The organism is Mesorhizobium sp. M0296, from assembly GCF_040321675.1.
Classification (GTDB): Bacteria; Pseudomonadota; Alphaproteobacteria; order Rhizobiales; family Rhizobiaceae; genus Mesorhizobium.
Window position 1 is genome coordinate 15,033 of sequence record NZ_JAMYRZ010000042.1, and the last position, 22,833, is coordinate 37,865.

The 22,833-nt window shown below is 61.8% G+C and carries 23 protein-coding genes and 1 tRNA gene; 18 read left to right on the forward strand and 6 right to left on the reverse strand.

What is annotated here, in order from left to right; all coding sequences use genetic code 11:
* Window positions 1-169: 169 nt before the first annotated feature.
* Together rpoH and NKI97_RS29090 are read right to left on the reverse strand one after the other, a co-directional pair.
* Window positions 170-1,081: an RNA polymerase sigma factor RpoH gene (gene rpoH / locus NKI97_RS29085; RefSeq protein ID WP_023678514.1), complete on the reverse strand. Its 912-nt coding sequence runs from the start codon at window positions 1,079-1,081 to the stop codon at window positions 170-172.
* A 187-nt stretch (window positions 1,082-1,268) separates the two neighbouring features.
* Window positions 1,269-2,309 carry an RluA family pseudouridine synthase gene (locus NKI97_RS29090; RefSeq protein ID WP_352837883.1) on the reverse strand — a complete coding sequence of 347 codons (1,041 nt, stop codon included), beginning with the start codon at window positions 2,307-2,309 and terminating at the stop codon, window positions 1,269-1,271.
* 26 nt (window positions 2,310-2,335) lie between these two features.
* On the opposite strand from NKI97_RS29090, the gene NKI97_RS29095 reads away from it, so the two are divergent.
* From NKI97_RS29095 to NKI97_RS29105, 3 genes are all read left to right on the forward strand, one after another.
* Window positions 2,336-2,719, forward strand: a complete 384-nt coding sequence (locus NKI97_RS29095) for a fimbrial protein (RefSeq protein WP_352837885.1) — start codon at window positions 2,336-2,338, stop codon at window positions 2,717-2,719.
* A complete protein-coding gene (locus NKI97_RS29100) occupies window positions 2,716-3,123 on the forward strand; it encodes a VOC family protein (protein WP_023678517.1) in 408 nt (135 codons plus the stop codon). Before NKI97_RS29095 ends, NKI97_RS29100 begins: the two co-directional genes overlap by 4 nt.
* A gap of 90 nt (window positions 3,124-3,213) precedes the next feature.
* A tRNA-Glu gene (locus NKI97_RS29105) sits at window positions 3,214-3,288 on the forward strand.
* 512 nt (window positions 3,289-3,800) lie between these two features.
* Here the strand turns inward: NKI97_RS29105 and NKI97_RS29110 are convergent.
* Entirely contained in the window at window positions 3,801-4,868 is a 1,068-nt protein-coding gene (locus NKI97_RS29110) for an adenylate/guanylate cyclase domain-containing protein (RefSeq protein ID WP_031212146.1), read from the reverse strand.
* A 116-nt stretch (window positions 4,869-4,984) separates the two neighbouring features.
* Between NKI97_RS29110 and NKI97_RS29115 the strand changes: the two genes are divergently transcribed.
* From NKI97_RS29115 to tolA, 4 genes are all read left to right on the forward strand, one after another.
* Window positions 4,985-5,425, forward strand: a complete 441-nt coding sequence (locus NKI97_RS29115; RefSeq protein ID WP_023678521.1) for an SRPBCC family protein — start codon at window positions 4,985-4,987, stop codon at window positions 5,423-5,425.
* Between the two features lie 418 nt (window positions 5,426-5,843).
* Entirely contained in the window at window positions 5,844-6,425 is a 582-nt protein-coding gene (locus NKI97_RS29120) for a VOC family protein (RefSeq protein ID WP_352619700.1), read from the forward strand.
* Window positions 6,426-6,452: 27 nt separating this feature from the next.
* Window positions 6,453-7,316 (forward strand): glutathione S-transferase family protein, encoded by an 864-nt coding sequence (locus NKI97_RS29125; protein WP_352745257.1) that lies wholly within the window; start codon window positions 6,453-6,455, stop codon window positions 7,314-7,316.
* 359 nt (window positions 7,317-7,675) lie between these two features.
* On the forward strand, window positions 7,676-8,080 hold the full coding sequence (gene tolA / locus NKI97_RS29130) for a cell envelope integrity protein TolA (RefSeq protein ID WP_352621549.1): 405 nt from the start codon (window positions 7,676-7,678) through the stop codon (window positions 8,078-8,080).
* Between the two features lie 137 nt (window positions 8,081-8,217).
* Here the strand turns inward: tolA and NKI97_RS29135 are convergent, their stop codons facing one another.
* Complete coding sequence (locus tag NKI97_RS29135; protein WP_352451137.1) at window positions 8,218-8,433, reverse strand: hypothetical protein; 216 nt, start codon at window positions 8,431-8,433, stop codon at window positions 8,218-8,220.
* 333 nt (window positions 8,434-8,766) lie between these two features.
* Here NKI97_RS29135 and NKI97_RS29140 point away from each other — a divergent pair, with 333 nt between their 5' ends.
* On the forward strand, window positions 8,767-9,738 hold the full coding sequence (locus NKI97_RS29140; protein ID WP_352745261.1) for a DUF2865 domain-containing protein: 972 nt from the start codon (window positions 8,767-8,769) through the stop codon (window positions 9,736-9,738).
* A gap of 83 nt (window positions 9,739-9,821) precedes the next feature.
* Here NKI97_RS29140 and NKI97_RS29145 read toward each other — a convergent pair whose 3' ends face one another.
* Complete coding sequence (locus NKI97_RS29145) at window positions 9,822-10,175, reverse strand: hypothetical protein (protein WP_352745264.1); 354 nt, start codon at window positions 10,173-10,175, stop codon at window positions 9,822-9,824.
* Window positions 10,176-10,827: 652 nt separating this feature from the next.
* Here NKI97_RS29145 and pstS point away from each other — a divergent pair.
* Genes pstS through phoB form a run of 6 tightly spaced genes read left to right on the forward strand, consistent with a single transcriptional unit; the run spans window position 10,828 to window position 16,039 of the window.
* On the forward strand, window positions 10,828-11,889 hold the full coding sequence (gene pstS, locus NKI97_RS29150) for a phosphate ABC transporter substrate-binding protein PstS (RefSeq protein WP_352451140.1): 1,062 nt from the start codon (window positions 10,828-10,830) through the stop codon (window positions 11,887-11,889).
* Window positions 11,890-11,948: 59 nt separating this feature from the next.
* Window positions 11,949-12,938, forward strand: coding sequence for a phosphate ABC transporter permease subunit PstC (pstC, locus tag NKI97_RS29155; RefSeq protein ID WP_352634128.1), 990 nt, complete (start codon window positions 11,949-11,951; stop codon window positions 12,936-12,938).
* 3 nt (window positions 12,939-12,941) lie between these two features.
* Window positions 12,942-13,793 (forward strand): phosphate ABC transporter permease PstA, encoded by an 852-nt coding sequence (pstA, locus tag NKI97_RS29160; protein ID WP_352677846.1) that lies wholly within the window; start codon window positions 12,942-12,944, stop codon window positions 13,791-13,793.
* The gene (gene pstB / locus NKI97_RS29165) at window positions 13,790-14,593 is read left to right on the forward strand and encodes a phosphate ABC transporter ATP-binding protein PstB (RefSeq protein WP_352451144.1); all 804 of its coding nucleotides are present in this window, start codon (window positions 13,790-13,792) and stop codon (window positions 14,591-14,593) included. The genes pstA and pstB overlap by 4 nt, the downstream gene beginning before the upstream one ends.
* A gap of 32 nt (window positions 14,594-14,625) precedes the next feature.
* Window positions 14,626-15,333, forward strand: coding sequence for a phosphate signaling complex protein PhoU (gene phoU, locus NKI97_RS29170; protein ID WP_023678534.1), 708 nt, complete (start codon window positions 14,626-14,628; stop codon window positions 15,331-15,333).
* Window positions 15,334-15,349: 16 nt separating this feature from the next.
* Window positions 15,350-16,039 carry a phosphate regulon transcriptional regulator PhoB gene (gene phoB / locus NKI97_RS29175; protein ID WP_031212149.1) on the forward strand — a complete coding sequence of 230 codons (690 nt, stop codon included), beginning with the start codon at window positions 15,350-15,352 and terminating at the stop codon, window positions 16,037-16,039.
* A 9-nt stretch (window positions 16,040-16,048) separates the two neighbouring features.
* On the opposite strand, the gene NKI97_RS29180 is transcribed toward phoB, so the two are convergent.
* Entirely contained in the window at window positions 16,049-17,293 is a 1,245-nt protein-coding gene (locus NKI97_RS29180) for an ROK family protein (RefSeq protein WP_352451146.1), read from the reverse strand.
* Window positions 17,294-17,579: 286 nt separating this feature from the next.
* On the opposite strand from NKI97_RS29180, the gene xylF reads away from it, so the two are divergent.
* The 4 genes from xylF (at window position 17,580) to NKI97_RS29200 (ending at window position 22,751) form a co-directional block, all read left to right on the forward strand.
* Window positions 17,580-18,620, forward strand: coding sequence for a D-xylose ABC transporter substrate-binding protein (xylF, locus tag NKI97_RS29185; RefSeq protein WP_352451147.1), 1,041 nt, complete (start codon window positions 17,580-17,582; stop codon window positions 18,618-18,620).
* Window positions 18,621-18,762: 142 nt separating this feature from the next.
* Window positions 18,763-20,127: a sugar ABC transporter permease gene (locus NKI97_RS29190; protein ID WP_352745272.1), complete on the forward strand. Its 1,365-nt coding sequence runs from the start codon at window positions 18,763-18,765 to the stop codon at window positions 20,125-20,127.
* 77 nt (window positions 20,128-20,204) lie between these two features.
* Entirely contained in the window at window positions 20,205-20,999 is a 795-nt protein-coding gene (locus tag NKI97_RS29195) for an ATP-binding cassette domain-containing protein (RefSeq protein WP_292655543.1), read from the forward strand.
* Between the two features lie 129 nt (window positions 21,000-21,128).
* The gene (locus NKI97_RS29200; RefSeq protein ID WP_352451149.1) at window positions 21,129-22,751 is read left to right on the forward strand and encodes a CHASE domain-containing protein; all 1,623 of its coding nucleotides are present in this window, start codon (window positions 21,129-21,131) and stop codon (window positions 22,749-22,751) included.
* The last annotated feature ends 82 nt before the right edge of the window (window positions 22,752-22,833 follow it).

A 22,833-nucleotide genomic window follows, 5' to 3' on the forward strand; every position in this document is an offset into this window, starting at 1 on the left:
CAACCCGCTAATGCATGTCGCGCAAAAGTGTGCAGCGGTTTTGCGATAACGACACAAAAACAAGACTCTAAAGCGCGTCGCACAAGGCCGGCCGAACGCGACGCGCTTTAGAAAAAAACGGCGGCGCCAGTTACCTGACGCCGCCGTTATTTGTTTCTACCGGAAGGCCTTACGCCGCCGGCTGCGCCTCGATGGTGCGCAGCGCCTGCGTCTGGCGCTTGGCTGCGGCCTTGACCGCGTCCTGCACCTTCTCGAAGGCGCGCACCTCGATCTGGCGCACGCGCTCGCGGCTGATATCGAACTCGGCCGACAGCTCTTCAAGCGTCAACGGCTCATCGGCGAGGCGGCGCGCCTCGAAGATGCGGCGTTCGCGGTCGTTGAGCACGGCAAGAGCGCCCGACAGCATGCCGCGCCGGTTTTCCAACTCGTCCTGCTCGATCAGCATCTCTTCCTGGCTTTCGTGGTCGTCGACCAGCCAGTCCTGCCATTCGCCGGACTCGCCTTCACTGGCCCGGATGGGCGCATTGAGCGAGGCGTCGCCCGACAGACGACGGTTCATCGACACGACTTCCGCTTCCGAGACGTTCAGCCGGGTGGCAATCTCGGTGATCTGATCGGGCTTCAAATCGCCTTCGTCGAGCGCCTGGATCTTGCCCTTCACCTTGCGCAGGTTGAAGAACAGGCGCTTCTGGTTGGCGGTGGTGCCCATCTTGACCAGGCTCCACGAGCGCAGGATGTATTCCTGGATCGAGGCCTTGATCCACCACATCGCATAGGTGGCGAGACGGAAACCGCGCTCCGGTTCGAATTTCTTGACGGCCTGCATCAGGCCGACATTGCCTTCCGAGATCACCTCACCGATCGGCAGGCCATAGCCGCGATAGCCCATGGCGATCTTGGCGACGAGCCGAAGGTGGCTGGTGACGAGCTTGTGCGCAGCCGTGGTGTCCTCATGCTCGGCATAGCGCTTGGCGAGCATGTACTCTTCCTGCGGCTGAAGCATCGGAAAGCGGCGGATTTCTTCCAGGTAGCGGCTGAGACCGCCTTCGCCGGAAACGATACTGGGTAATGACTGGGCCATGATAGCGCCCCCTCTCTATTGGAGTGATGCCCCCGAAACGCGGCGGGCATGTGGCGCGAATGCCAAAGGCACATTCGCACCAACCGACATATATAGGAACAAAACCAGAAAGACAGGCATTTGTTCAACACGAAACAGTGTGTCACGTTGAAGTGAACAGCGCCGGTCAGGTTTTCAGGTGGTTGGTTCAGAGCTTGCGGAAGCCGTCGACGAGTTCCTCCATGTCCCACGGTATCGGTGCTTCGAACCTCATCGTTAGATGGGTATCCGGATGCCGAAATGCAAGGAGGCGGGCGTGCAAAGCTTGTCGCGGAAACGTTTTTACCTTGCTTCTTAGCGGCTCGGGCAACCGATTGGCCTTGGTGCGGAAAGCCTGGCCGTATTCGGGGTCGCCAATCACCGGATGGCCGATATGGGCCATGTGGACGCGTATCTGGTGAGTGCGACCGGTTTCCAGCCGGCATTCGACCAGGCTCGCCGTGGCGAATTCCTGCTGCTGCTCGCCAAAGCGCTCAACGACGGTGAAATGCGTGACGGCGTGGCGCGCATCGTCGCGGCCTTGCGGCACCACGGCGCGGCGTACCCGGTCGGCGGCGCGGCCGAGCGGCGCGTCGACCGTCCCGGTCGGCCTTGCCGGTATGCCCCAGACCAACGCCAGATACGCGCGCTCGAGATCGCCGGTCAGGCCGTGGTCGGCAAAGGCCTCCGACAACGCCTTGTGGGCGCGATCGGTCTTGGCGACGACCATGACGCCACTGGTCTCCTTGTCGAGGCGGTGGACGATGCCCGGCCGTCTCACCCCGCCGATGCCCGACAGGCTGTCGCCGCAATGATGGATCAGCGCGTTGACCAGCGTGCCGGTCCAGTTGCCGGCGCCGGGATGCACGACCAGCCCGGCCGGCTTGTTGATGACGATCAACTCGCTGTCCTCGTAGAGGACGTCCAGCGCAATATCTTCGCCTTGCGGCGCCGCCGGTTCCGGCTCCGGCACGTCGACCGACACGCTGTCACCTTGTGCCATCTTGCGCTTCGTTTCGTCGACCTGCCTGCCGCCGATCCTGACCGCGCCCTGCTTTATCAGCATCTGTACCCGGCTGCGCGACATGTCGGGGCCGAGCCTAGCCGCCAGCCATTGGTCGAGCCGCTGGCCGGCCGCATCGGCGCCCGCCTCCAGCACGATCTGTCCGGCCCCTATTAATTGTCTGACCTCTTCGTTATGAGCGCTCATCGAAAACAGTTCCGGAATCTGCTGCCATGGCCCGGCCGCTTGCCGACGAAGACGAGGAAAAGCCGCTCGACCCCGAGGTCGAAAAGGTGCGGAGGAAGCTCGTCGGCTTCGTCGCCATCAATCTCGGCCTGCTGTTCCTCGCCCTTATGGTGGTGATAGCAGCACTTGTCTACAAAGCGCGCAACGCGCCGCCTGCCGCCCCTCCGCTAAGCAGCGACATCCAGGTGCCGATCGGCGAAACGGTCAACGGCGACATCGTGCTGCCGGTCGGCGCCAGGGTGATCAGCCAATCGCTGTCCGGCAATCACCTGTCGATCGACGCCGAGCTGCCCGACGGCAGCCGCGCCATCTTCGTTTATGACATCACCGAGCGCCGCATCGTCGGGCGTTTTTCGATCAGGAACAAATGACCGGTTTTGCCGAACACCGCAGCATTGCCACGGTCGCGCTTGTCGTCGCAAATTATGACGAGGCGATCTCGTGGTATGTCGACCGGCTGGGTTTTGTCCTCACCGAAGATGTCGATCTCGGCGGCGGCAAACGCTGGGTCACGATCACGCCGGGCAACGGGCAGGGCGCGCGGCTGCTTCTCGCCGAGGCATCCGGCGATGCGCAAAAGCACGCCGTCGGCAACCAGACCGGCGGGCGGGTCTTTTTGTTCCTCGAAACCGACGATTTTGCCCGTGACCATGCGTTGATGCTCGAAAAGGGCGTCGAATTCCGCGAGGCGCCCCGGCACGAGACCTATGGCACTGTGGCGGTTTTCGCCGATCTCTATGGAAATCTCTGGGACCTGATCGAGCCAAAACGCTAGGCTTGCAGCGGATATTTCACCGGCGCGATCGGCAGCCGTAAGCCTAGTTGCTTTTTCCCAGCCGTCAGCCTATATCGCCGGTTCTTGAACGCGCCCATCGTCTAGCGGTCAGGACACCGCCCTCTCACGGCGGGAACAGGGGTTCGATTCCCCTTGGGCGTACCAAGTCTCTCCAAGCTCTCGGCAAACCATCAATCCGATCCATCGCCTTGAGTCGCGGCGGGTTTGGCTCATTGCCGCTTCTGGCGCAGCGGAGCCGATTGCATTAGCATTGCATCGTGGGTCTTGAGGCACAGCGTTAGCGGCGCGCAGAACGTCGCGCTGAACAGGGCAGTCGATGCCACGCGGGGAGGAGCCAGATACAGAAACTACAATCGCAAGGCGTCCATCACGCTGGTCGGCACTGCCTGGAGCCGACCTGAGCTACAGCTGCCGGCGGCGGATCGTTTTGGCGAGCTCGGCGAAGGCGCCTCTCCCTCGAAGGGTGGATGCCGGGAAGGCCCTTAGCACCGGCCAGCGAAGCTGCGCGCGACGCGCATGGCTGGGCTCTAAACGCGCCATACTTTAGTTGCAGTATCGTAGCTTCTTTGCCGTTCGAATTTCTCTCGGTCATGGCTTCGCACGATACCAAGATATGCTGCGAACGACACATCCACGGCGGGGCTCAACCATTCGATCTATTCCGGCAAGCCGAAAAGTGTTTGCGCGCCTGCTATTCCTCCGAGCGGATGACTGCCCATGGCGATCATCCGCTCGGTAGTTTCTGCCTCGAACACTGTCGACGCGAGCACCGTCCGTCCCAACGGCTTGCACAGCCCTTCGATGCGGCTGACAAGATTTACAGCCTTGCCGATCGCGGTGAAGTCCAACCTGCCGGCAGTGCCGATATTCCCCCAGAGTATCTCGCCGACATGCAGGCCAATGCCATATCCGAGCTCAGGGCCGCCATTGCGGCGCCGAGTTTGGTTGAGATGATCTATCCCGGCGCGCGTGGCCTTCACGGCGCGTACCGCAGCGTCACATGCGGCATTTGCATCGCGCTCGCCAATCGGGAAAATCGCGAGGACGCCATCACCTATAAACTTGAGAACCTCACCACCAAATGCGTGCACCGCGCCGGCGACGCAATCGAACCAGGCATCAAGTACCAATACGATCTCGTCTGCATCATGAACCTCGGATAGATCGGTGAAACCTCGAAGGTCCGCGCACAGAAGCGCAGCCCGTATCGTCTCTCCCTTTAATCGACGAGAATGACCGTTGAGCACATGTGCTGCACTGCGCTTTCCCAAATATGCTTCGAGCAATGCGCGTTTCGCGGACCGTTCTGCGAGTGCGGTCATCGGAGCCGCAGCAAACCGGGAGATTTGCCGCAGCAGCTCTGACTGCGCCTCATCCGGAGTATGATCGAACGCCCACACCAAAGTCGGTGCGACACCGCCCGCTCGCTCGTCGAACACGATCGCCCGCGTTGTGCCAAGCCACTCCCGCAGCACGAGCCGGGGATCGGCATTCTGGCGGTCGGCGCCTATCCCCAAACCCTCGACCACTTCACCCCCAGACGCTCGCCAGAGCCAGATACGGCGTGAAATGATTGGGTCGGGAGCATCCTGCGCCAGCGCGCCGGCGATGATCGGCAAGCCGTCTTCCAGCAAATGCGTTGAGAGCTGCAATAGAAGTCGCCCACCGTCGCCAATATGCGCGGCGTCGTCCAGAAGGAATGAAAGCGACTTTGCGAGAAGCATCGGTAGAAGGTCACTCGGCTCCGGCTTATGCTTACGCCTCGAACATCTTCTTGCAACTCCCCATATTCGCTTCAATCATGCACGGCATTCGATGCGGATGTGACCTGGAGTGAGCGATGGCGGAATCGGTTTACACAGAAATTGAGGTCGCCGCGCCACAAGCGACCGTGTTCGCGCTTTTGACGGATCCGGACCAGATCGTGCGATGGATCGGGACCGAAGCGAATTTGGATGCATCGCCGGGCGGTCTGTTCCTCGTCAATGTCGGTGGTCGCCATATGGCGCGCGGTGAGTTCACCGAGGTGATCCCGGTCCACCGTCTTGCCTACAGTTTTGGCTGGGAAGACAACGAGACAGTGCCGCCCGGCTCCAGCCATGTCGAGATCGACCTGATCGCGAGGGATGCGGGGACACTGATCCGCTTCACGCATAGCGGACTGCCGAACGCAAAGGAGCGTGACAGCCACCGAAGGGGATGGGAGCACTACCTCTCAAGGCTGAAGATCACTGCCGATGGGGGACATGTCGATCCCGATGTGCCGATGAAGAATATGTGATTTTCATCTAAGGGCCACGGATGCCCGTAATCCGAACCAGGCGCGGCATGCGTCAACGAGGCCCCTTTGACCTGCCGTCGCCAAACCGGCCGCTCGGGAAACCCAGCGACCTGCGGGCCGCCGCACCATTACAGCTGCCGGCGACGGATCGTTTCAGCGAGCTCGGCGAAGGCGTCCGCGATCCCGGTGCCGCTCTTGGCGCCTGCGTGGAGTTCTTGAAACTCAGCGCTTCTGGCGCAACGTCTCGGATTGAATTAGCATCCGTTCATCAAAGCTCCGGCCGCACTCCTGCAGGATGCGGAATGCGGAGCGCAGGCGAGCGAGGCCGGGCGCGGTCACATGCCGGGCGCCGATCCAAGCGCGACTGGGCATCCGAACTTCCGTTCGGCGGCAAGACGGCGTGGCCGGGAGGAGTCAGATGCAAAAACTACAATCGCAAGGCGTCCATCACATCACGCTGGTCGGCGCCGGACGTCAGACCTCGATCGATTTCTGGGAGGGCGTGCTCGGCATGCCTTTCATCTTCGAGCAGCCCAACCTCGACAAGCCAAGCGAAAGCCATCTCTATTTCGATCCGGGCGACGGCCGGCTGATCACCGTCTTCACCGACGAGAGCCGCACGCCGGTCAAGCGGCGCACGCCGACCGATACGGGCTGCGTCCATCACATCGCTTTCGCGGTGTCGCGCGTCACCTTCTTGCAGGCGGTCGCCCGGCTCAACGAGCGTGAAATCAAGCACAGCGGCGTCAAGGATCGCGGTTTCATGGATTCGATCTACTTCGAGGATCCGCTCGGCCTGCTAATCGAGCTCGCCTCCTACCGTTTCGAGCCGCCGGCGGGCTTCACCCATGCCGACGTGCTGATGCAGGCGCACAAGATCCGCGTCGCGCGCGGCGATTACAACATCGCCGAAGTGCACCTTGCCGATGCGATCCAGGCGCTTGTCGAGCACTTGCGCGCAACCTTGTCGGAGGATCGCGCACCGAAAAATCCATACTGACGACACGCCAAACAAAGGGAGGACATAATGGCAAAGACAGCAACGAAGAGTGCGAAAAAGCCCGCCGCCAAGGCAGCCAAACCAGGAGCGAAGCCGGCGGCCAAAGCCGCCGCCAAGTCAGCGGCGAAAGTGGCAAAGCCGGCGACGAAGGTCTCCGGCAAAAAGCCCGCGAAGGTCAAGGCGAAGCCTGCGAAAAAGCCGGCGCTCACGCTCAGCATGCTGAAGCCCAGCGTCAACAATATGAGCGTTCGGGTGTTTGCACGCGCCGCCGGGCTCGATCATTCCGAAACCGACGTTTGGGGCCTCACGCGCTCGCCCGAATATATGGCGCGAAACCCGGCCCATCTTACGCCGATGATCGAGGACAAGGGCCTGCCGAGAGGTGTCTTGTGGGAAAGCTGCGCCATCATGCAGTATCTCGCCAACAAGCACGGGCTGGAGAAATTATATCCCAAGGCGCCGGCCAAGCGGGCAATGATCGACAGCGCCATGTTCTACCTGATCGGCACGCTCTACCCCTATGTGGCGCGCGCCACATATCCTGTACTGAATTTCCCGCAATATGCCGGCGAGGTCGGCCACAGCGACGCTCATCCCGACAAGAAGTCGGAAGCCCAGAAGGCCGCTATAGAAGCGATAGCCGAGCCGCTGGAGGTGTTTCACAGCTTCTTCAGGAACGGCAAGCCGTTCATCGGCGGCAAGAACCCGTCGATCGCCGACATCCGTTTGGCGGCGACGCTCGAGTTCCTCGCCGTCATCGACTACGCGCTGCCCCAATGGGCAAAAGACTATATGGCGGCGATCGAGAAGAAGCTCGGCAAGGCCTATGCCGACCCGGCCGCCGACGTGCGCGGCTATATCGCCTATGTGCGGTCGCAGGCCAACGCCTGAGGCACAAGCCAATAGCGGTCGTCCGCACGTCTGCAGGAGCCGGTAATGAACTGGGGATTTTCTTAATCTCCCCTGTTTGCACGATGTGGGGAGCTTAAGGTTTCGTTAACCTAAACCCTTTCTACTGAATCCACCTCCAGCCCGCGACCACGGATGTACTGGCGCGGATGGAAAGCAAAGGTCGGCTGCGCGCCGGCCTTTTGCTTATTTCAGCCCCTGTCGAAGTTGCGCCAGACGGCGTTTCACGACGCCTGCATGGCTGATGAAACGCGTCGCCGCCATCTTGTCATCGCCGCTGTCGGCCCTACCATCGAAGTTCGTCCCGTCCTCGAGGGCGGTTCAAGGACAGAGGCCCTGCCATGAAAAGCATTGCTGGAATGATGGTGATTGCAGGCGCCATGCTGGTGGGCGCAACCGGTCAATCGAATGCAGCGACGCTCAACACCATGCCCGAGGTCGGGGCTGCCATCCAGGCGTGCTGGACCCCTCCGGCGAATGCCGGGAATTCCACCGTCACCCTGAGCTTCAGCTTCAGGCGCGATGGCACGCTGATCGGCCGGCCCAAGCCGACCGCCATCCGCGTCGCCGGCGAGGAGAAGACGCGCCAAGCTTTTGTCGACGCGGCGGTCGCGGCCGTGGACCATTGCCTGCCGTTGAGCTTTTCACCGGCGCTGGCTCAAGGCATCCCGGGCAAGGTGTTCACTCTGCAATTCAACTCGCCCAAACAAGAACAGGTTGCACCGCGAGTGAAGGCTTCGCCTTGATCTTTTCCGACAACCGGATTCCACTTTTCGGGACCTAATGCATGTCGCGCAAAAGTGTGCAGCGGTTTTGCGACAACGACATGCATTAGACAAGAACCTAAGCGCGTCGCATGAGGCCCGGTCGACCGCGATGCGCTTTAGTGGCGCCTTCGTCTCGCCTCGACATGTCGCGCCAGTTCCGGCATCTCGAAGACATAGTCGCTCCAGGCCGATTCCGGTATCTGGCCGGCAAGATAGCACTCCAGCAAAAGCCCCTGCTCGTGGTCGAGTGGCCTCGGTGCGCGTTCATGGTCCAACCCAAGTGAATGGAACAGATTCCTGGTCAGGTCCGCGACAGTGAAGTGGATCGACATTTGCGGTCTCCTCCTTTGGCCGCTCAACGCCGATCCCAGGGCTAAGGTTTCAGCAACGGCCGGCCGGTAACGCCGGATTGATCGCGATGCCGAACCCGCCGCGCGTATCAAACTTCGCCGTGGCGGGCGTCCGCCGGCGTTGCTGCCGGTTCGTCTCAATCTTGAAATAAAAATGTAATATTGAATTTACACGAGTGGATCTAATACACTAGAGCTAAAGTCTCTGGTGGCGGTTTGATCTACTTCAATTAGGAAAGACTGATTTAGCTAGTACTTATCCATAGTCGACAAAGAAATCCTGTTCTCGGTGCAACAAGGATAATGGTCGTTCCAGTGACACGCTTCTGGCCCCTCACGGTTCTGATGCTGGTGTCGGCAATAGCCGTTGCGCTCGGCACATCCTTCTCCTACGCGGATAGCTGCGGTGCCATCAGGAGCCAATTGCTTTCGGCGGGGCGCAGCGGCGGGACCAGCCCCGAGCTTGCCCAACTGCGCCGGCAACTCGCCGCGATTCAAAAGCTTGAGAGACAACGCAGATGCACGGCGAAAACGGCCGGCTTCTTCTTCAATCCCTGCGCCGACCTGGTCAGCAGCAAGGCGGAGGTGCAACGGCAGATCGCCAGACTGTCGAATTCGAGCAGGGACACGTCCAGATTGAAGGCCAGGTTTGTCGCGCTGGGCTGCGCCGCCCCCGCTGCCAAGAAACAGCCGGCGCAGCAACGCACGGCACCCAAGGCCCAGTCCGCAGGCACAACAATTGGCGGCAATCGGATGCTGTTTTGCGTTCGCTTGTCGGACGGATATTTCTTCCCCGCGCCAAAATCGCAGTTCGCCAAGGGCGACGATCTGAAGGAAACGGTCGATCAGTGTCGCTACATCTGCGACGATGCCGGCGTCGACCTCTATACGCTGAGCGACGCCACTCGCGAGACCGAGGAGATGGTCGCGCTCGAGTCGGGAAAACCCTATGTGGAGCTACCTGCCGCGTTCCGGTACCGCGACGACGCGAACTTCAATGCCTGCGACGTCAAGCGCTATTACCGGCGCGTCGCCGAGCTCAGGGCACGAACCGTGACACCGGCCAACATGAGCAACGCCATCATTCCGTTGCCGACGGCAAAGCCGGATCTTGGCGTCGTCGCGGAAATTCCTGAATCCGGGATCGAAACTGCCGGTGCCGCTCTCGCAGGGGCAAAAACGCCGGTTTTCGAGGTGCCAGGGATTGCCCAGCATCAGTCGATCGAGAAAGCGATCGGCGCGCGGCCGGTGAGAGTGGTCGGGCCGGCCTTTTTCCCGGCGGACTGACCAGGGCGGGCGATGTTCCGAGACGGCTGGCCGGATAGCCGCTTCAAGGCCTGGAGCCGTACGCATCGACGGACGTCGGCTGGTTATTCGCAGACCATGCGGGCCCGTTTGCCGGGCTCGCTGACATTCTTGCAAGTTAGCGGCTTCGTCGGCTCCGGCGACAGCATGGGCGGGTTGTTGGTGATCCTCCTCCGAGGCGTTGCAACGGAAGCCGCGCTCCTGCGCACCGCCGGCCTTTTCGGCGTTTGCGGCGCCACTGGAAAGACGTCGGTCTCCAGTTGCGACTGTTCGGCTTGCGCCTGCGGCGAAGGCCTGTCCCAGAAACGGCGAACATCGAGCGGCTTGGGAATGATGACGGTGCCGTCATTGCTGCGCGCGCAGCCGCTTCCCAGAGGCAGCGCCAGGCACAGGAAGACAGGCAGAATCCGTCGAGACATCAGCAATACCCCTGCAAGCTTATAACGCTGCTTCGGCCTAACCGACAACCGGCGGAATAGGGCGAAGGGAGTAGATACCGTGAAGTAGAGTCGTCGCACTTCCAGTCGAAGGCGTTGCTCGAAGATCGAGCGCCGGGTCGGGCGCGGATGGAGGTCCAGCGCGAGTTAGAACCTTGCGATTCGTCAACGCTTCCAGCGTAAGGCCATGGTGCGATCGCACCATACCAAAGCTGCGCTCAGTGGCGACAATGGGATATTCGAAGTTCCGCTCCTCCAGTTACGGGCGGGAGCAGCGACCGCCGGCAAGAAACAGGGTCAGATTTACCCCAACGGACCTGTTTCGGCGATGGCGCGGCCATGACACGTTCTGGCTGCATGCAACGCGCTCCCGTCCGGCTTTTTTCTTTTAAAGCCGGTGGCTACGATCGCCGAGCAGACGATGCCGGCCGGAATTCACGCAAGCTGCTGATTCCAGCGGCAAACCGCGGCCCATGCCGACAAAGCCCGCGGCCGCTCCTTCTTAACCCGGCTGGGCGCCGTTACCGGAGCGACATGAAACTGTCATGCGACTGTAATAATCGGGGGCTATTGGCCTCAGCGGGCGCCGGAGGAATGGCGCCGAGAGACCATATTCCGAACAGGAGCAGGCCACATGAGACATTTCATCCGCTCGGCGGCCGTTGCGATTGCAATGGCTGCGGCGACGACCACCCTCACCCTGTCCGCCGCGCTCGCCGCGGACATCTCCGGCGCCGGCGCCACCTTCCCCTACCCGATCTATGCGAAGTGGGCCGACACCTACAAGAAAGACACCGGCGTTGGCCTTAACTACCAGTCGATCGGTTCCGGCGGCGGCATCAAGCAGATCAAAGCCAAGACCGTTACCTTCGGCGCTTCGGATGCGCCGCTCAAGGGCGACGAGCTTGAAGCGACCGGACTGGCTCAGTTCCCGATGGTGATGGGCGGCATCGTTCCCGTCGTCAATCTCGAAGGCATCAAGCCGGGCGAGTTGGTTCTCGACGGCCCGACGCTGGCCGACATCTTCCTCGGCAAGATCACGAGCTGGGATGACGAAGCGATCAAGAAGCTTAATCCGGACGTCAAGCTGCCTTCGCAGGCGATCGCGGTCGTTCACCGTTCCGATGGTTCGGGCACGACGTTCAACTTCACCTATTACCTCGGCGACGTCAGCGCGGACTGGAAAGAAAAGGTCGGCGTCGACAAGGCCGTGGAATGGCCGGTCGGCATCGGCGCCAAGGGCAATGAGGGCGTTGCCAACAACGTTTCCCAGACCGGCGGCGCGATCGGTTATGTCGAATATGCCTACGCCAAGCAGAACAAGCTCACCCACACCGATATGATCAACAAGGACGGCAAGAAGGTCGAGCCCGCCGCGGCGGCGTTCTCGGCGGCAGCGGCCAATGCCGACTGGAGCTCGCAGCCGGGCTATGGCGTCATCCTCGCCAACGAGCCGGGCGCCGAGTCCTGGCCGATGACGGCGGCAACGTGGATCCTGCTCTACAAGAAGCCGGATGATGCCGCGACCACCGGCGAAGCGCTCAAATTCTTCGCCTGGGCATACGACAAGGGCGACGAGATGGCCGGCGAACTGGACTACGTTCCGATGCCCGACAAGGTGGTTGAGAGCGTCAAGGCCATGTGGGCCAAGGAAGTCGTCGGCGACGACGGCAAGCCGCTCTACTCGGCTATGTAATCTCCTCCAGGGAGGGCGTCGATGGCGCCCTCCCTGTTGCCTTTAATCGCGAGGACCCAATGACCATCGCTTCCGATGCCATGCCATCATCTGCAGCAGCCCGGGCCAGGGAAGCTACGGTGCGGCGCTTCGCGCTCACAGATGCCATATTCCGCGGACTTACCCGCGCTTCCGCAATTCTTGTGCTGGTCATCCTCGGCGGTGTCGCGATCTCGCTGTTTGCCGGCTCATGGCAGGCGCTGTCGTCGTTCGGTTTTTCTTTCCTGACGACTGAGAGCTGGAATCCTGTTACGGAAAAATTTGGCGCACTGGCGCCGATCTACGGCACGCTGGTGACGGCGGCCATTGCCATCCTGATCGCGGTTCCGATCGGCATCGGCATTGCAATCTTTCTCACCGAGCTCTGCCCGCGCCCGCTCAGGCGCCCGATCGGCATAGCGGTCGAGCTGTTGGCCGGCATTCCTTCGATCATCTACGGCATCTGGGGCCTGTTCGTGTTCGCGCCATTCCTGCAGACGACGATACAGCCCTTCATCATCAACATCTTCCATGGCGTGCCGGGACTATCCAGCCTTTTCGCCGGCCCTCCTTACGGCATCGGCCTTCTGACCTCGGCGCTGATCCTCGCCATCATGGTGCTGCCCTTCATCACCTCGATCACCAAGGACGTCTTCGATACGGTGCCGGCGGTGCTGAAGGAATCGGCCTATGGCATCGGTTGCACGACCTGGGAAGTGACCCGGCGCGTGGTCATTCCCTATACCCGCATCGGCATCATGGGCGGCGTCATGCTTGGCCTCGGCAGGGCACTCGGCGAGACCATGGCGGTGACCTTCGTCATCGGCAACGCCCACCGCATCAGTGCCTCCCTGTTCGCGCCGGGCACGACGATCTCGGCGACCATCGCCAATGAATTCACCGAGGCCGACGGCGACCTCTACACCTCCTCGCTGGTTTCGCTTGGCCTGATCCTCTTCGTCATCACCTTCCTGATCCTTGCCGCCGCCCGCTATATGCTGATGCGGATCGACGCCCGTACGGGAGCCTGACCGATGTCGACATCCTCATCGCTCCACAGCCGCCGCAAAGCCAGGAATTCGGTGATGATGGCGCTTTGCGTCGTCGCCGCCGGCATCGGGCTTGCCTGGCTGGCGCTCATCCTCGGCGCACTGGTCTATAAGGGCACAGCCGGGCTTTCGTTCGCGGTCTTCACCGAGATGACACCACCACCGGGCGAGGCCGGCGGCCTGCTCAATGCCATCGCGGGCAGCCTGCTGATGACGATCATCGCCGTTGTCGTCGGCACGCCGATCGGCGTGCTGGCGGGAACCTACATGGCCGAGTATGGACGCTTTTCGCGCATCACCACCGTCGTCCGCTTCATCAACGACATCCTGTTGTCGGCGCCGTCGATCATCATCGGCTTGTTTGTCTATGAGCTGATGGTGCGGCCAATGGGACATTTCTCGGCCATTGCCGGCGCAGTTGCGCTTGCCATCCTGGTCATTCCGGTGGTCGTGCGCACCACTGAAGACATGCTCAGCCTAGTGCCGAACGCGTTGCGTGAAGCCGGTGCCGCGATCGGCGCGCCACGCTGGGTGGTGATCCGTTCGGTCGCCTACCGCGCCGCATTGTCCGGCATCGTCACCGGCATATTGCTGGCGATAGCACGCATTTCCGGCGAGACGGCGCCGCTGCTCTTCACCGCGCTCAACAACCAGTTCTGGAGCAGCAATATCAACGCGCCGATGGCCAGCCTGCCGGTGACCATCTTCCAGTTCGCTCTCAGCCCTTACGAGGAATGGCAGCAACTGGCGTGGACCGGCGCACTCATAATCACCCTGACGGTTCTGGGCTTGAGCATCCTCGCCCGCAGCCTTACCGGACGCAGAGAGGACAGATGACACAGATGTTGTCCCCAGACATGACGATGGCCGAAACGGTAGCCGAGAAGACGAAGATCGAGGTCAAGAACCTCAACTTCTACTACGGCCAGAGCAAGGCGCTGAAGGACATCAGCCTGTCGCTGCCCGAGCGCAGCGTCACGGCCTTCATCGGCCCTTCGGGTTGCGGGAAATCGACGCTGCTGCGTGTGTTCAACCGCATCTATGAGCTCTACCCAAAACAGACGGCCGAGGGCCAGGTGCTGCTCGACGGCAAGAACATTCTCGACCGGTCGCAGGATCTCAACCTCCTCAGGACCAAGATCGGCATGGTGTTCCAGAAGCCGACGCCGTTCCCGATGTCGATCTACGAGAACATCGCCTTCGGCGTCAGGCTCTACGAGAACCTCGGCAAGTCCGAGATGGACGGCCGCGTCGAACAGGCGTTGAAGCGCGCCGCGCTGTGGAGCGAGGTCAAGGACAAGCTCAACGCCAGCGGCTTGAGCCTGTCCGGCGGCCAGCAGCAGCGGCTCTGTATCGCCCGCACGGTGGCGGTGAAGCCGGAAGTCATTCTGCTCGACGAACCGGCTTCGGCCCTCGACCCGTTGTCGACCGCCAAGATCGAGGAACTGATCGACGAGTTGCAAGCCGACTACACGATCGTCATCGTCACCCACAACATGCAGCAGGCGGCGCGCGTGTCGCGCCAGACCGCCTTCATGTATCTGGGTGAGCTGGTCGAGTTCGACCGGACCGAGAAGATCTTCACGTCGCCCCGCGAGAAGCGCACGCAGGACTACATCACTGGCCGCTTCGGCTGAGCCGTTCCGATCATGCATATGAGGACAGGACCATGGGCGAACACACAGTCGCTTCTTTCGACGAGGATCTCGAGCAGATCAGCAAGCTGATCCGCGACATGGCCGACCTCGCCGGTTCGATGGTCGGCGGGGCGACCAAGGCCCTGTTGAATTCCGACAACGTGCTGGCGCAACGCGTCGTTTCCGACGACGCCATCATGGATGCGCGTCAACGCGAACTGGACGACCGCGCCATCACCCTCATCGCCAAACGCCAGCCGATGGCCCACGATCTTCGCCATGTGGTCGGAGCGATCCGCATGGCGGGCGACCTCGAACGCATCGGCGACCTTGCCAAGAATATCGCCAAGCGCGTGAGTGCGGTCGGCCTCAGCGCCACGCCGCGGGACCTGTCGCATTCCATCGACGCGATGGCGCAACTGGTTCTCATCCAGGTGCAGGGTGTCATCGAGGAATATGCTGCAGGCGATGCGGCCGCGTTGGCCAAGCTGCGTGCCGCCGACGAGCGCATCGACGTCAAATACACGTCCGTGTTCCGCGAGCTCTTGACCTACATGATGGAAGATCCGCGCAACATCACCGCTTGCACGCACCTGCTGTTCTGCGCCAAGAATCTGGAGCGGATCGGCGACCATGTCACCAACATCGCCGAAAATGCGTATTATGTGCTGACCGGCGAGCAATTGCCGGTCAATCGTCCGAAGCAGGACGAAACGACAATGTCCGCACCGGTGACATGATGGGGGTGCCCAGCCGATGATCGCACCACGCATAATGGTGGTGGAGGACGAGGAGCCGTTGGGTGTGCTGCTCCGCTACAATCTCGAATCCGAAGGCTACCAGGTCGAGGTGGTGACACGCGGCGACGAAGCCGAGATCCGTTTGCAGGAGAATGTGCCCGACCTTTTGGTGCTCGACTGGATGATACCAGCGGTTTCCGGCATCGAGCTCTGTCGTCGGTTGCGGGTGCGCCCCGAAACCGAGCGGCTGCCGATCATCATGCTGACCGCGCGCGGCGAGGAGAGCGACCGGGTGCGCGGTCTTTCGACCGGCGCCGACGACTATCTGGTCAAACCGTTTTCGACACCAGAATTCATGGCCAGGGTCAAGGCGCTGCTACGGCGCGCCAAGCCGGAAGTGCTGTCCAGCGTGCTGAAGGTCGGCGACATCGTGCTCGATCGCGAATCGCACAGGGTCTATCGCAAGAAGAGCGAAATCAGGCTCGGGCCGACCGAATTCCGGCTGCTCGAGTTCATGATGCGGCATCCGGGCCGTGTCTTCTCGCGCAGCCAGTTACTCGATAATGTCTGGGGCGAGACAATCTACATCGACGAACGCACCGTCGACGTGCATGTCGGGCGGCTGCGCAAAGCCGTCAACAACGGCCGGATGCCGGATGTCATCCGCACCATCCGCGGTGCCGGCTATGCGATCAGGGAAGATTGACCCGCCTGGTCATGCTACGTTCTTTCTGACGCTGGGCCTCATTTGCGCGCCCGGCGCGAAAATCTCCTGGTCGACGAAGCTTAACGCCCGCATCGCGCAGCCTTCGCGGATCAGCGGCAATTCGTTCGGCTCTGTATCGAAGGAGATCGAGCCTGAATGCTGGCCGCCGGCGGTCTGGGCGATTGCCTTCCGCAAGGCCGGCTCGATCAGATCGAAGGCGGCGGCACTGGCGCCGACCATCGCGACCGGTGCCGGATCGATCAGCGCGAACAGCGAGCCGAGACCGAAACCCAGCGCTTCGCCGGCCTTGCGGTAGGCCTCGCGTTCCGGCCCATCTTTCTCGCGCGCCCGGGCCGCCAGTGCTCGCATGTCGGCGTCGCTGACGTCGGCGACCGGTTCGCTGTCTTCGCTCATCTGCCTGGCGTTGCGCCAGATGGCGTAGTTGCCGGCATACGCCTCGATGCAGCCGCGCCGCCCGCAACGGCAGAGCGCGCCGCCCGGACGATGGATCATGTGGCCAAATTCGCCGCCCGAGGAATGCGTCCCGGTGAACAGTTCGCCCTTCAGCACCAGCCCCATGCCGATGCCATGCGAAAGCAGGATGGCGATGAAGTCGTCGCGATAGCGATCCGGATTGCGCCAGCGCAAAGCCACCGCCATCATGTTGCAGTCGTTCTCCACCGTTGCCGGGATGCCGAATTCGCCCTCCAGCATGTCGGCAAAGGCGATGTCGGTCTGCGGCGTGATCGGCGACCACAGCATGGCGCGTGCAGGGGAGTCGGTAATGCCCTGAATCGCCAGGGCGATGCGGGCGACACTGCGGACGTCAAGGTCTGGATCCTGCAGCCGGCGCCGGACGATGGCCATGCATTCACGGATCAGCTCGTCGCGCGGCATGGTCAGCGTGTCCAGCCGGCGCTGTTCCTCGGCGACCACCTGTCCCGTATAGTCGATAATGGCGGCCGACAGGAAATTCAGCGACAACACCACGGTCAGCACCGCCGCCGCTTCCGGATTGAGGGCGAGGCCGACCTGCGGACGACCGCGTTTCAACGAAACGGGCTCACTTGCCTTGCTCTCGGCGAGGATGCCTTCCCGTATCAGGTCGGAAGAGATCGCCGATATGGTCGAATGACTGAGGCCGGTGGTAGCTGCGATCTCAGTACGCGATGGCTGGCCGGCCCGGCGCACCGCCGAGATCACCATCGCCCGGTTGCGCCGGCGCAAATCGTCATGGCGGATTCCGACCGACATTGTTTTGCTTTCCTCCCGGTTGCCGCGGCCGCTCATGAACCGGAAGCCGTCGGTAATGTCCGACAAATAGTGTCGGATGCAGGCAAATAGTGTCAGATGCAGGTGGCGCTGTCATCGTTTATTCCGACGCTCGAAAAAACTCGCAGACTCATCAAAATCCATCAGAATCGATGTTGACAGCAGCCGGAGATCGGGCCAGTATTTTTTCGAGGCTCGAAAAAATTAGAGCTTCTAAGCTGGTCTTTGAGCCAATTGGTCACGCCGTACGCGGCGCAGGGAGGATATGATGAAGAAATTCACGACCGCCATTCTGGCGGGTGTCGCCATGACGCTGGCGCTGGCGTCGGTGGCGCAGGCTAAAGACAAGGTCATCGGCGTTTCCTGGTCGAACTTCCAGGAAGAGCGCTGGAAGACCGACGAGGCCGCAATGAAGGCGGCCATCGAGGCCGCAGGCGACAAGTATATTTCCGCCGACGCACAGTCCAACCCCGGCAAGCAGCTCACCGACGTCGAGAGCCTGATCTCGCAGGGCGCCAACGCACTGATCATCCTGGCGCAGGACGCCTCGGCCATCGGGCCGGCCGTGCAGAAGGCACTGGACGAAGGCATCCCGGTCGTCGGCTATGACCGGCTGATCGAGAACAAGGACGTGTTCTATCTGACCTTCGACAACAAGGAAGTCGGCCGCATGCAGGCCCGCGAAGTCTTCAAGGTGAAGCCGGAAGGCAACTACGTCTTCATCAAGGGTTCGGGTTCCGATCCGAATGCCGATTTCCTGTTTGCCGGTTCGATGGAGGTGCTGAAGGAGGCCATCGACGGCGGCAAGATCAAGAATGTCGGCGAGGCCTATACGGACGGCTGGCTGCCGGCCAACGCTCAGAAGAACATGGAACAGTTCCTGACCGCCAACGACAACAAGGTCGATGCCGTGGTCGCCGCTAATGACGGCACTGCCGGCGGCGTCGTCGCCGCGCTGACGGCGCAAGGGCTGGCCGGATCGGTTCCGGTTTCGGGCCAGGACGGCGACCACGCCGCGCTGAACCGCATCGCGCTCGGCACACAGACCGTGTCGGTGTGGAAGGATGCGCGCGAGCTCGGCAAGAATGCCGCCGAGATCGCCTCGCAACTGGCCGACGGCAAGCAGATGACCGACATTGCCGGCGTGAAGGATTTCACCACGCCCGGCGGCAATACCGTCAAGTCGCTGTTCCTGACCCCGGTCGCCATCACCAAGGACAACCTCAACGTCGTCATCGACGCCGGCTGGATCAAGAAAGAAGAGGTCTGCGCCGGCGTGACGGCTGGCACTGTTCCAGTCTGCAACTGAGCCGACGATTCCGAGAAGTCCGAACGCCGCGGCCGCTCGCCGCGGCGTTTTTTCAACAAGAGTTGTTTTTCCGCTTCCGGCGGATAACTTCTAGGCTGCTTCCGGCATCCGCGGCAGACGGCAACCCGGCGGGAGAAACATCATGACCGACACGACGTCCAACACGCCGGTCGACAACACGGCAGACCGGGCACGGGAATCCGAGCTCGGCATCGTTGCCCGATTTCTCAAGGCAACCGAACTCGACACGCGCATGCTCGGCATGGTCGGCGCGCTGCTGGTCATCTGGGTCGGCCTGCATGTCATTTCTAGCGTACGGCTCGGCGTCAATCCGTTCGACTTCGACAGCCGGACCTTCCTGACGCCACGCAATCTCTGGAACCTGTCGGTGCAGACTTCGGCCGTGGCCATAATGGCCGCCGGAATGGTGCTGGTTATCGTCATGCGCAATATCGACCTGTCGGTCGGCTCCGCCGAAGGCCTGATCGGCGTGGTCATGGGTTTTGCGCAGGTGCATTTCCTGGTGCGAATGGTCGGTCTGCAATTAGGCAACCCCTGGATCTGGATCCTGGCACTGGCCATCGGCCTGGCGCTTGGCCTTCTGATCGGAGCGTTCCAGGGATACATCATCGCTTATCTCGAGGTGCCGGCCTTCATCGTGACGCTGGGCGGCCTTCTGGTCTGGCGGGGTGCCGCATGGTGGGTCGTCAGTGGGCAGACGATTGCGCCGCTGGATGCCACTTTCCAGCTGATGGGCGGCGGACCGACGGGTTCGATCGGCGCGCGATGGAGCTGGATCGTCGGAATTGTCGCGTGCCTGGCGGTTGTGTTCATGCTGCTCAACGGGCGGGTGCAGCGCAAGCGGTTCCGCTTCCCGTTACGCCCGATCTGGGCCGAGACGTTCCTCGGGGCCGTCACTTGCCTTGTCATCATGGGCGCCATATGGCTTGCCAATTCCTATCCTTGGCCGGTCGGCATCGTGAACAGATATGCGGCGGCCAACAATATAACCGTTCCCGAAGGCGGGCTGTTCATCGCCCATGGCATCGCCATACCCGTGCTGATGGCTGTAGCCGTAGGGCTGATCATGACCTTCATCGCCAAGCGCACCCGTTTCGGCCGCTATGTCTTCGCCATCGGCGGCAATCCGGAAGCAGCCAACCTTGCCGGTATCAACACGCGCTGGGTGACCATGAAGGTGTTCATGATCATGGGCGTGCTGGCGACGATCGCCGCAGCGATCTCGTCAGCCAGGCAGAACTCGTCGACCAATGCGCTGGGCACGCTGGACGAGCTCCTGGTCATCGCGGCGGCGGTGATCGGCGGCACGTCGCTCGCCGGCGGCTCCGGCACAGTGCTCGGCGCCATGCTCGGCGCGCTTTTGATGCAGTCGCTGCAGTCCGGCATGGTGCTGCTCGGCATCGATTCGCCGCTGCAGAGCATCGTTGTCGGAGCCGTGCTGGTGGTCGCGGTGTGGCTCGATACCGTCTATCGCAAACGGGTCTGAGCATGATCCCGCAAGGTGGAAACCGGTTTTCGTACAACTTGGTGCTCAAGCAGGACCTCTAGGGAGGAAGGACGAGCATGGCAGACAAAACCGCTCCCACGCCGCTGATCGACATGCGCAACATCTCCATCGCTTTCGGCGGCATTCGCGCCGTCGACGATGCCTCTGTCGACCTTTTCCCGGGCGAGGTGATGGCTTTGCTCGGTCACAACGGTGCCGGCAAATCGACGTTGATAAAAATCCTGTCCGGCGCCTACAAGCGCGATGCGGGCCAGATTTTCGTCAACGGCGAGGAGGCTTCGATCTCCAATCCCCGCGACGCCAAGAAGTACGGCATCGAGACGATCTACCAGACGCTGGCGCTGGCCGACAATGTCGATGCGGCCGCCAACCTGTTTCTCGGCCGCGAGCTGATGACCGGCTGGGGTACGCTCGACGACGTCGCCATGGAGGCCGAGGCGCGCAAGGTGATGGGCAGGCTCAATCCGCGTTTCCAACGCTTCAAGGAGCCGGTGGTAAAGCTTTCGGGCGGCCAGCGGCAGTCGGTGGCGATCGCCCGCGCCATCCTGTTCAATGCTCGCATCCTGATCATGGACGAGCCGACGGCGGCACTCGGGCCGCAAGAGACGGCGCAGGTCGGCGAACTGGTCAGGCAGCTCAAGGCCGACGGCATCGGCATCTTCCTGATCAGCCATGATATTCACGACGTGTTCGAGCTTGCCGACCGTGTCTGCGTCATGAAGAACGGTCGGGTTGTCGGAACGGCGCGCACAACCGACGTCACCCAGGACGAGGTGCTCGGCATGATCATCCTCGGCAAGTGTCCACCCGGCGCCATTCCGGGGCCGGGCGCGCTGAAGATCGCCGCATGAACGAGAATTAGCCGGCTAATCACAAGCCGCCAAAATGTGCCAGCCGTCACCATGCTTTGGCCTCGCCATTGTGTTGGCGTCGGGACTTGCCCATAAAGATGCCGAACCGTCCACGGGACGTATCAGCAATTGAAGAAGCTTTTTCCGACCGTCGCTTTTATCGCCGTCGCGCTGATCAGCCTGACGATGGCGGGTTTTGCCTATTTTGCCACCCAGGAGGCGGCCCGCATTAAATTCGAGGCGACGGCAGACGACGCGCTTAACCGGATCGAAAGCCGCATCGACCTGGACCTGTCGCTGTTGCGTTCGACCCGGGCGCTGTTCGACGCACGCAATGGCGGTATCTCGCAGGGCGAGTTCAAGGCTTTCTTCAACGCGATCGACATCGACAATAATTTCGCCGGCCTGCGCGGCATCGGTTTCCTCCGCCTGGCGAAAACTGGCAACGAGGCGGCGGTCGAGCGCGACATCCTGCACGATCACGGCGCAAGCCATCCGATCTATCCCGACACGAACTTACCGTGGCGTACGCCCATCGTGCTGTTCGAACCACTGGATCCGTCCAACAAATCCAGCATCGGCTACGACATGTTCACCGGGCCGGCGCGGCGCGAGGCGATCGAAAAGGCGATGGCCGACGACCAGCAGCACGCCAGCGGGCTCGTGCAGTTCGGCAAGGATACGGGTGCCGCGCAGACCTTTACCGGGTTCCTCGTCTTCGTCCGGCTCAATGTCGAAACCGCGCCGGACGCCGTGAACGCGACGAGATCCTCGACTGCCGGCTTCCTTTATGCGGCCTTCCGCGCCCGTGATCTGTTCCAGGCTGCGCTCAGCCGGGCACCATTGCTGCCGGTCAACACCGAGATCTATGACGGCACGGTGGACAGCGACAACCTGCTGTTCCAATCGGAAACGCCGCCTGTTTCGAGCCTCGGCGACAGGCTGCTGGTCACCCGCAAGATCACCGTCGCCGGCCGGCCGTGGGTCGTCCTGTTCAGGCCGACAAGTGCTTTCTCGCAACCTTCCTCGCGCGCCATCCCGGTGATGCTCGGATTGTTCGGACTGCTGCTTGCGGGCGCCATCGCGCTGGTGGCCCGCTATCAGGAGCGGGCCTATGAGGCGGTCTCGCTGCTTCACGAAACGACCGAAAAGAGCCTGCTGGAAAAAGACCTGATGCTGCAGGAGATGAAGCATCGCATCAAGAACTCGATCACGCGGGTGCTGGCAATCGCGCGCCAGACAGCATCGCACACCACCGACGTCCAGGAATTCTCGGCTTCTTTCTCGGCCCGGCTGCAGGCGATGGCGGCTTCCCAGGACATGCTGACGCGCTCACGCTGGCAGAAAGCCGATCTCGGCGACCTGCTGCGCATCGAGCTAGGCCAGGTGTTCGGCAGCGAGCTTCCTGAAGGGCTACTGTCGGGACCGCAGGTCCTTCTCGATGAAAAGACGACGCAGGCACTCGGCCTCGTCTTTCACGAACTGGCGACGAATGCGCTGAAGCATGGCGAAGCCGGCAATTCAGTCGGTGCGCTGAAGGTCGACTGGTCGCTCGAAGCCCGTAGCGGCACCCGGACATTGGCTCTCAACTGGCGCGAGGCCGGTCAGAAGAAGCTCGAGACACCGGCAAAGAGCGGTTTTGGCACCAGATTGATCGATCTCAACGTCACGCGCGAATTGCGTGGCACAATCAGGCGCGATTTTCGCGAAGATGGCTTGAACGTGGAAATCAGGGTTCCGCTGCCGGCCTGAAACGCCGTCTCGTGGGCCGCATCGCAACAGCGCTTTAAAGAGCAAACGCGGAGACAGGTGGCCTGCCTCCGCGTTTGCTGTT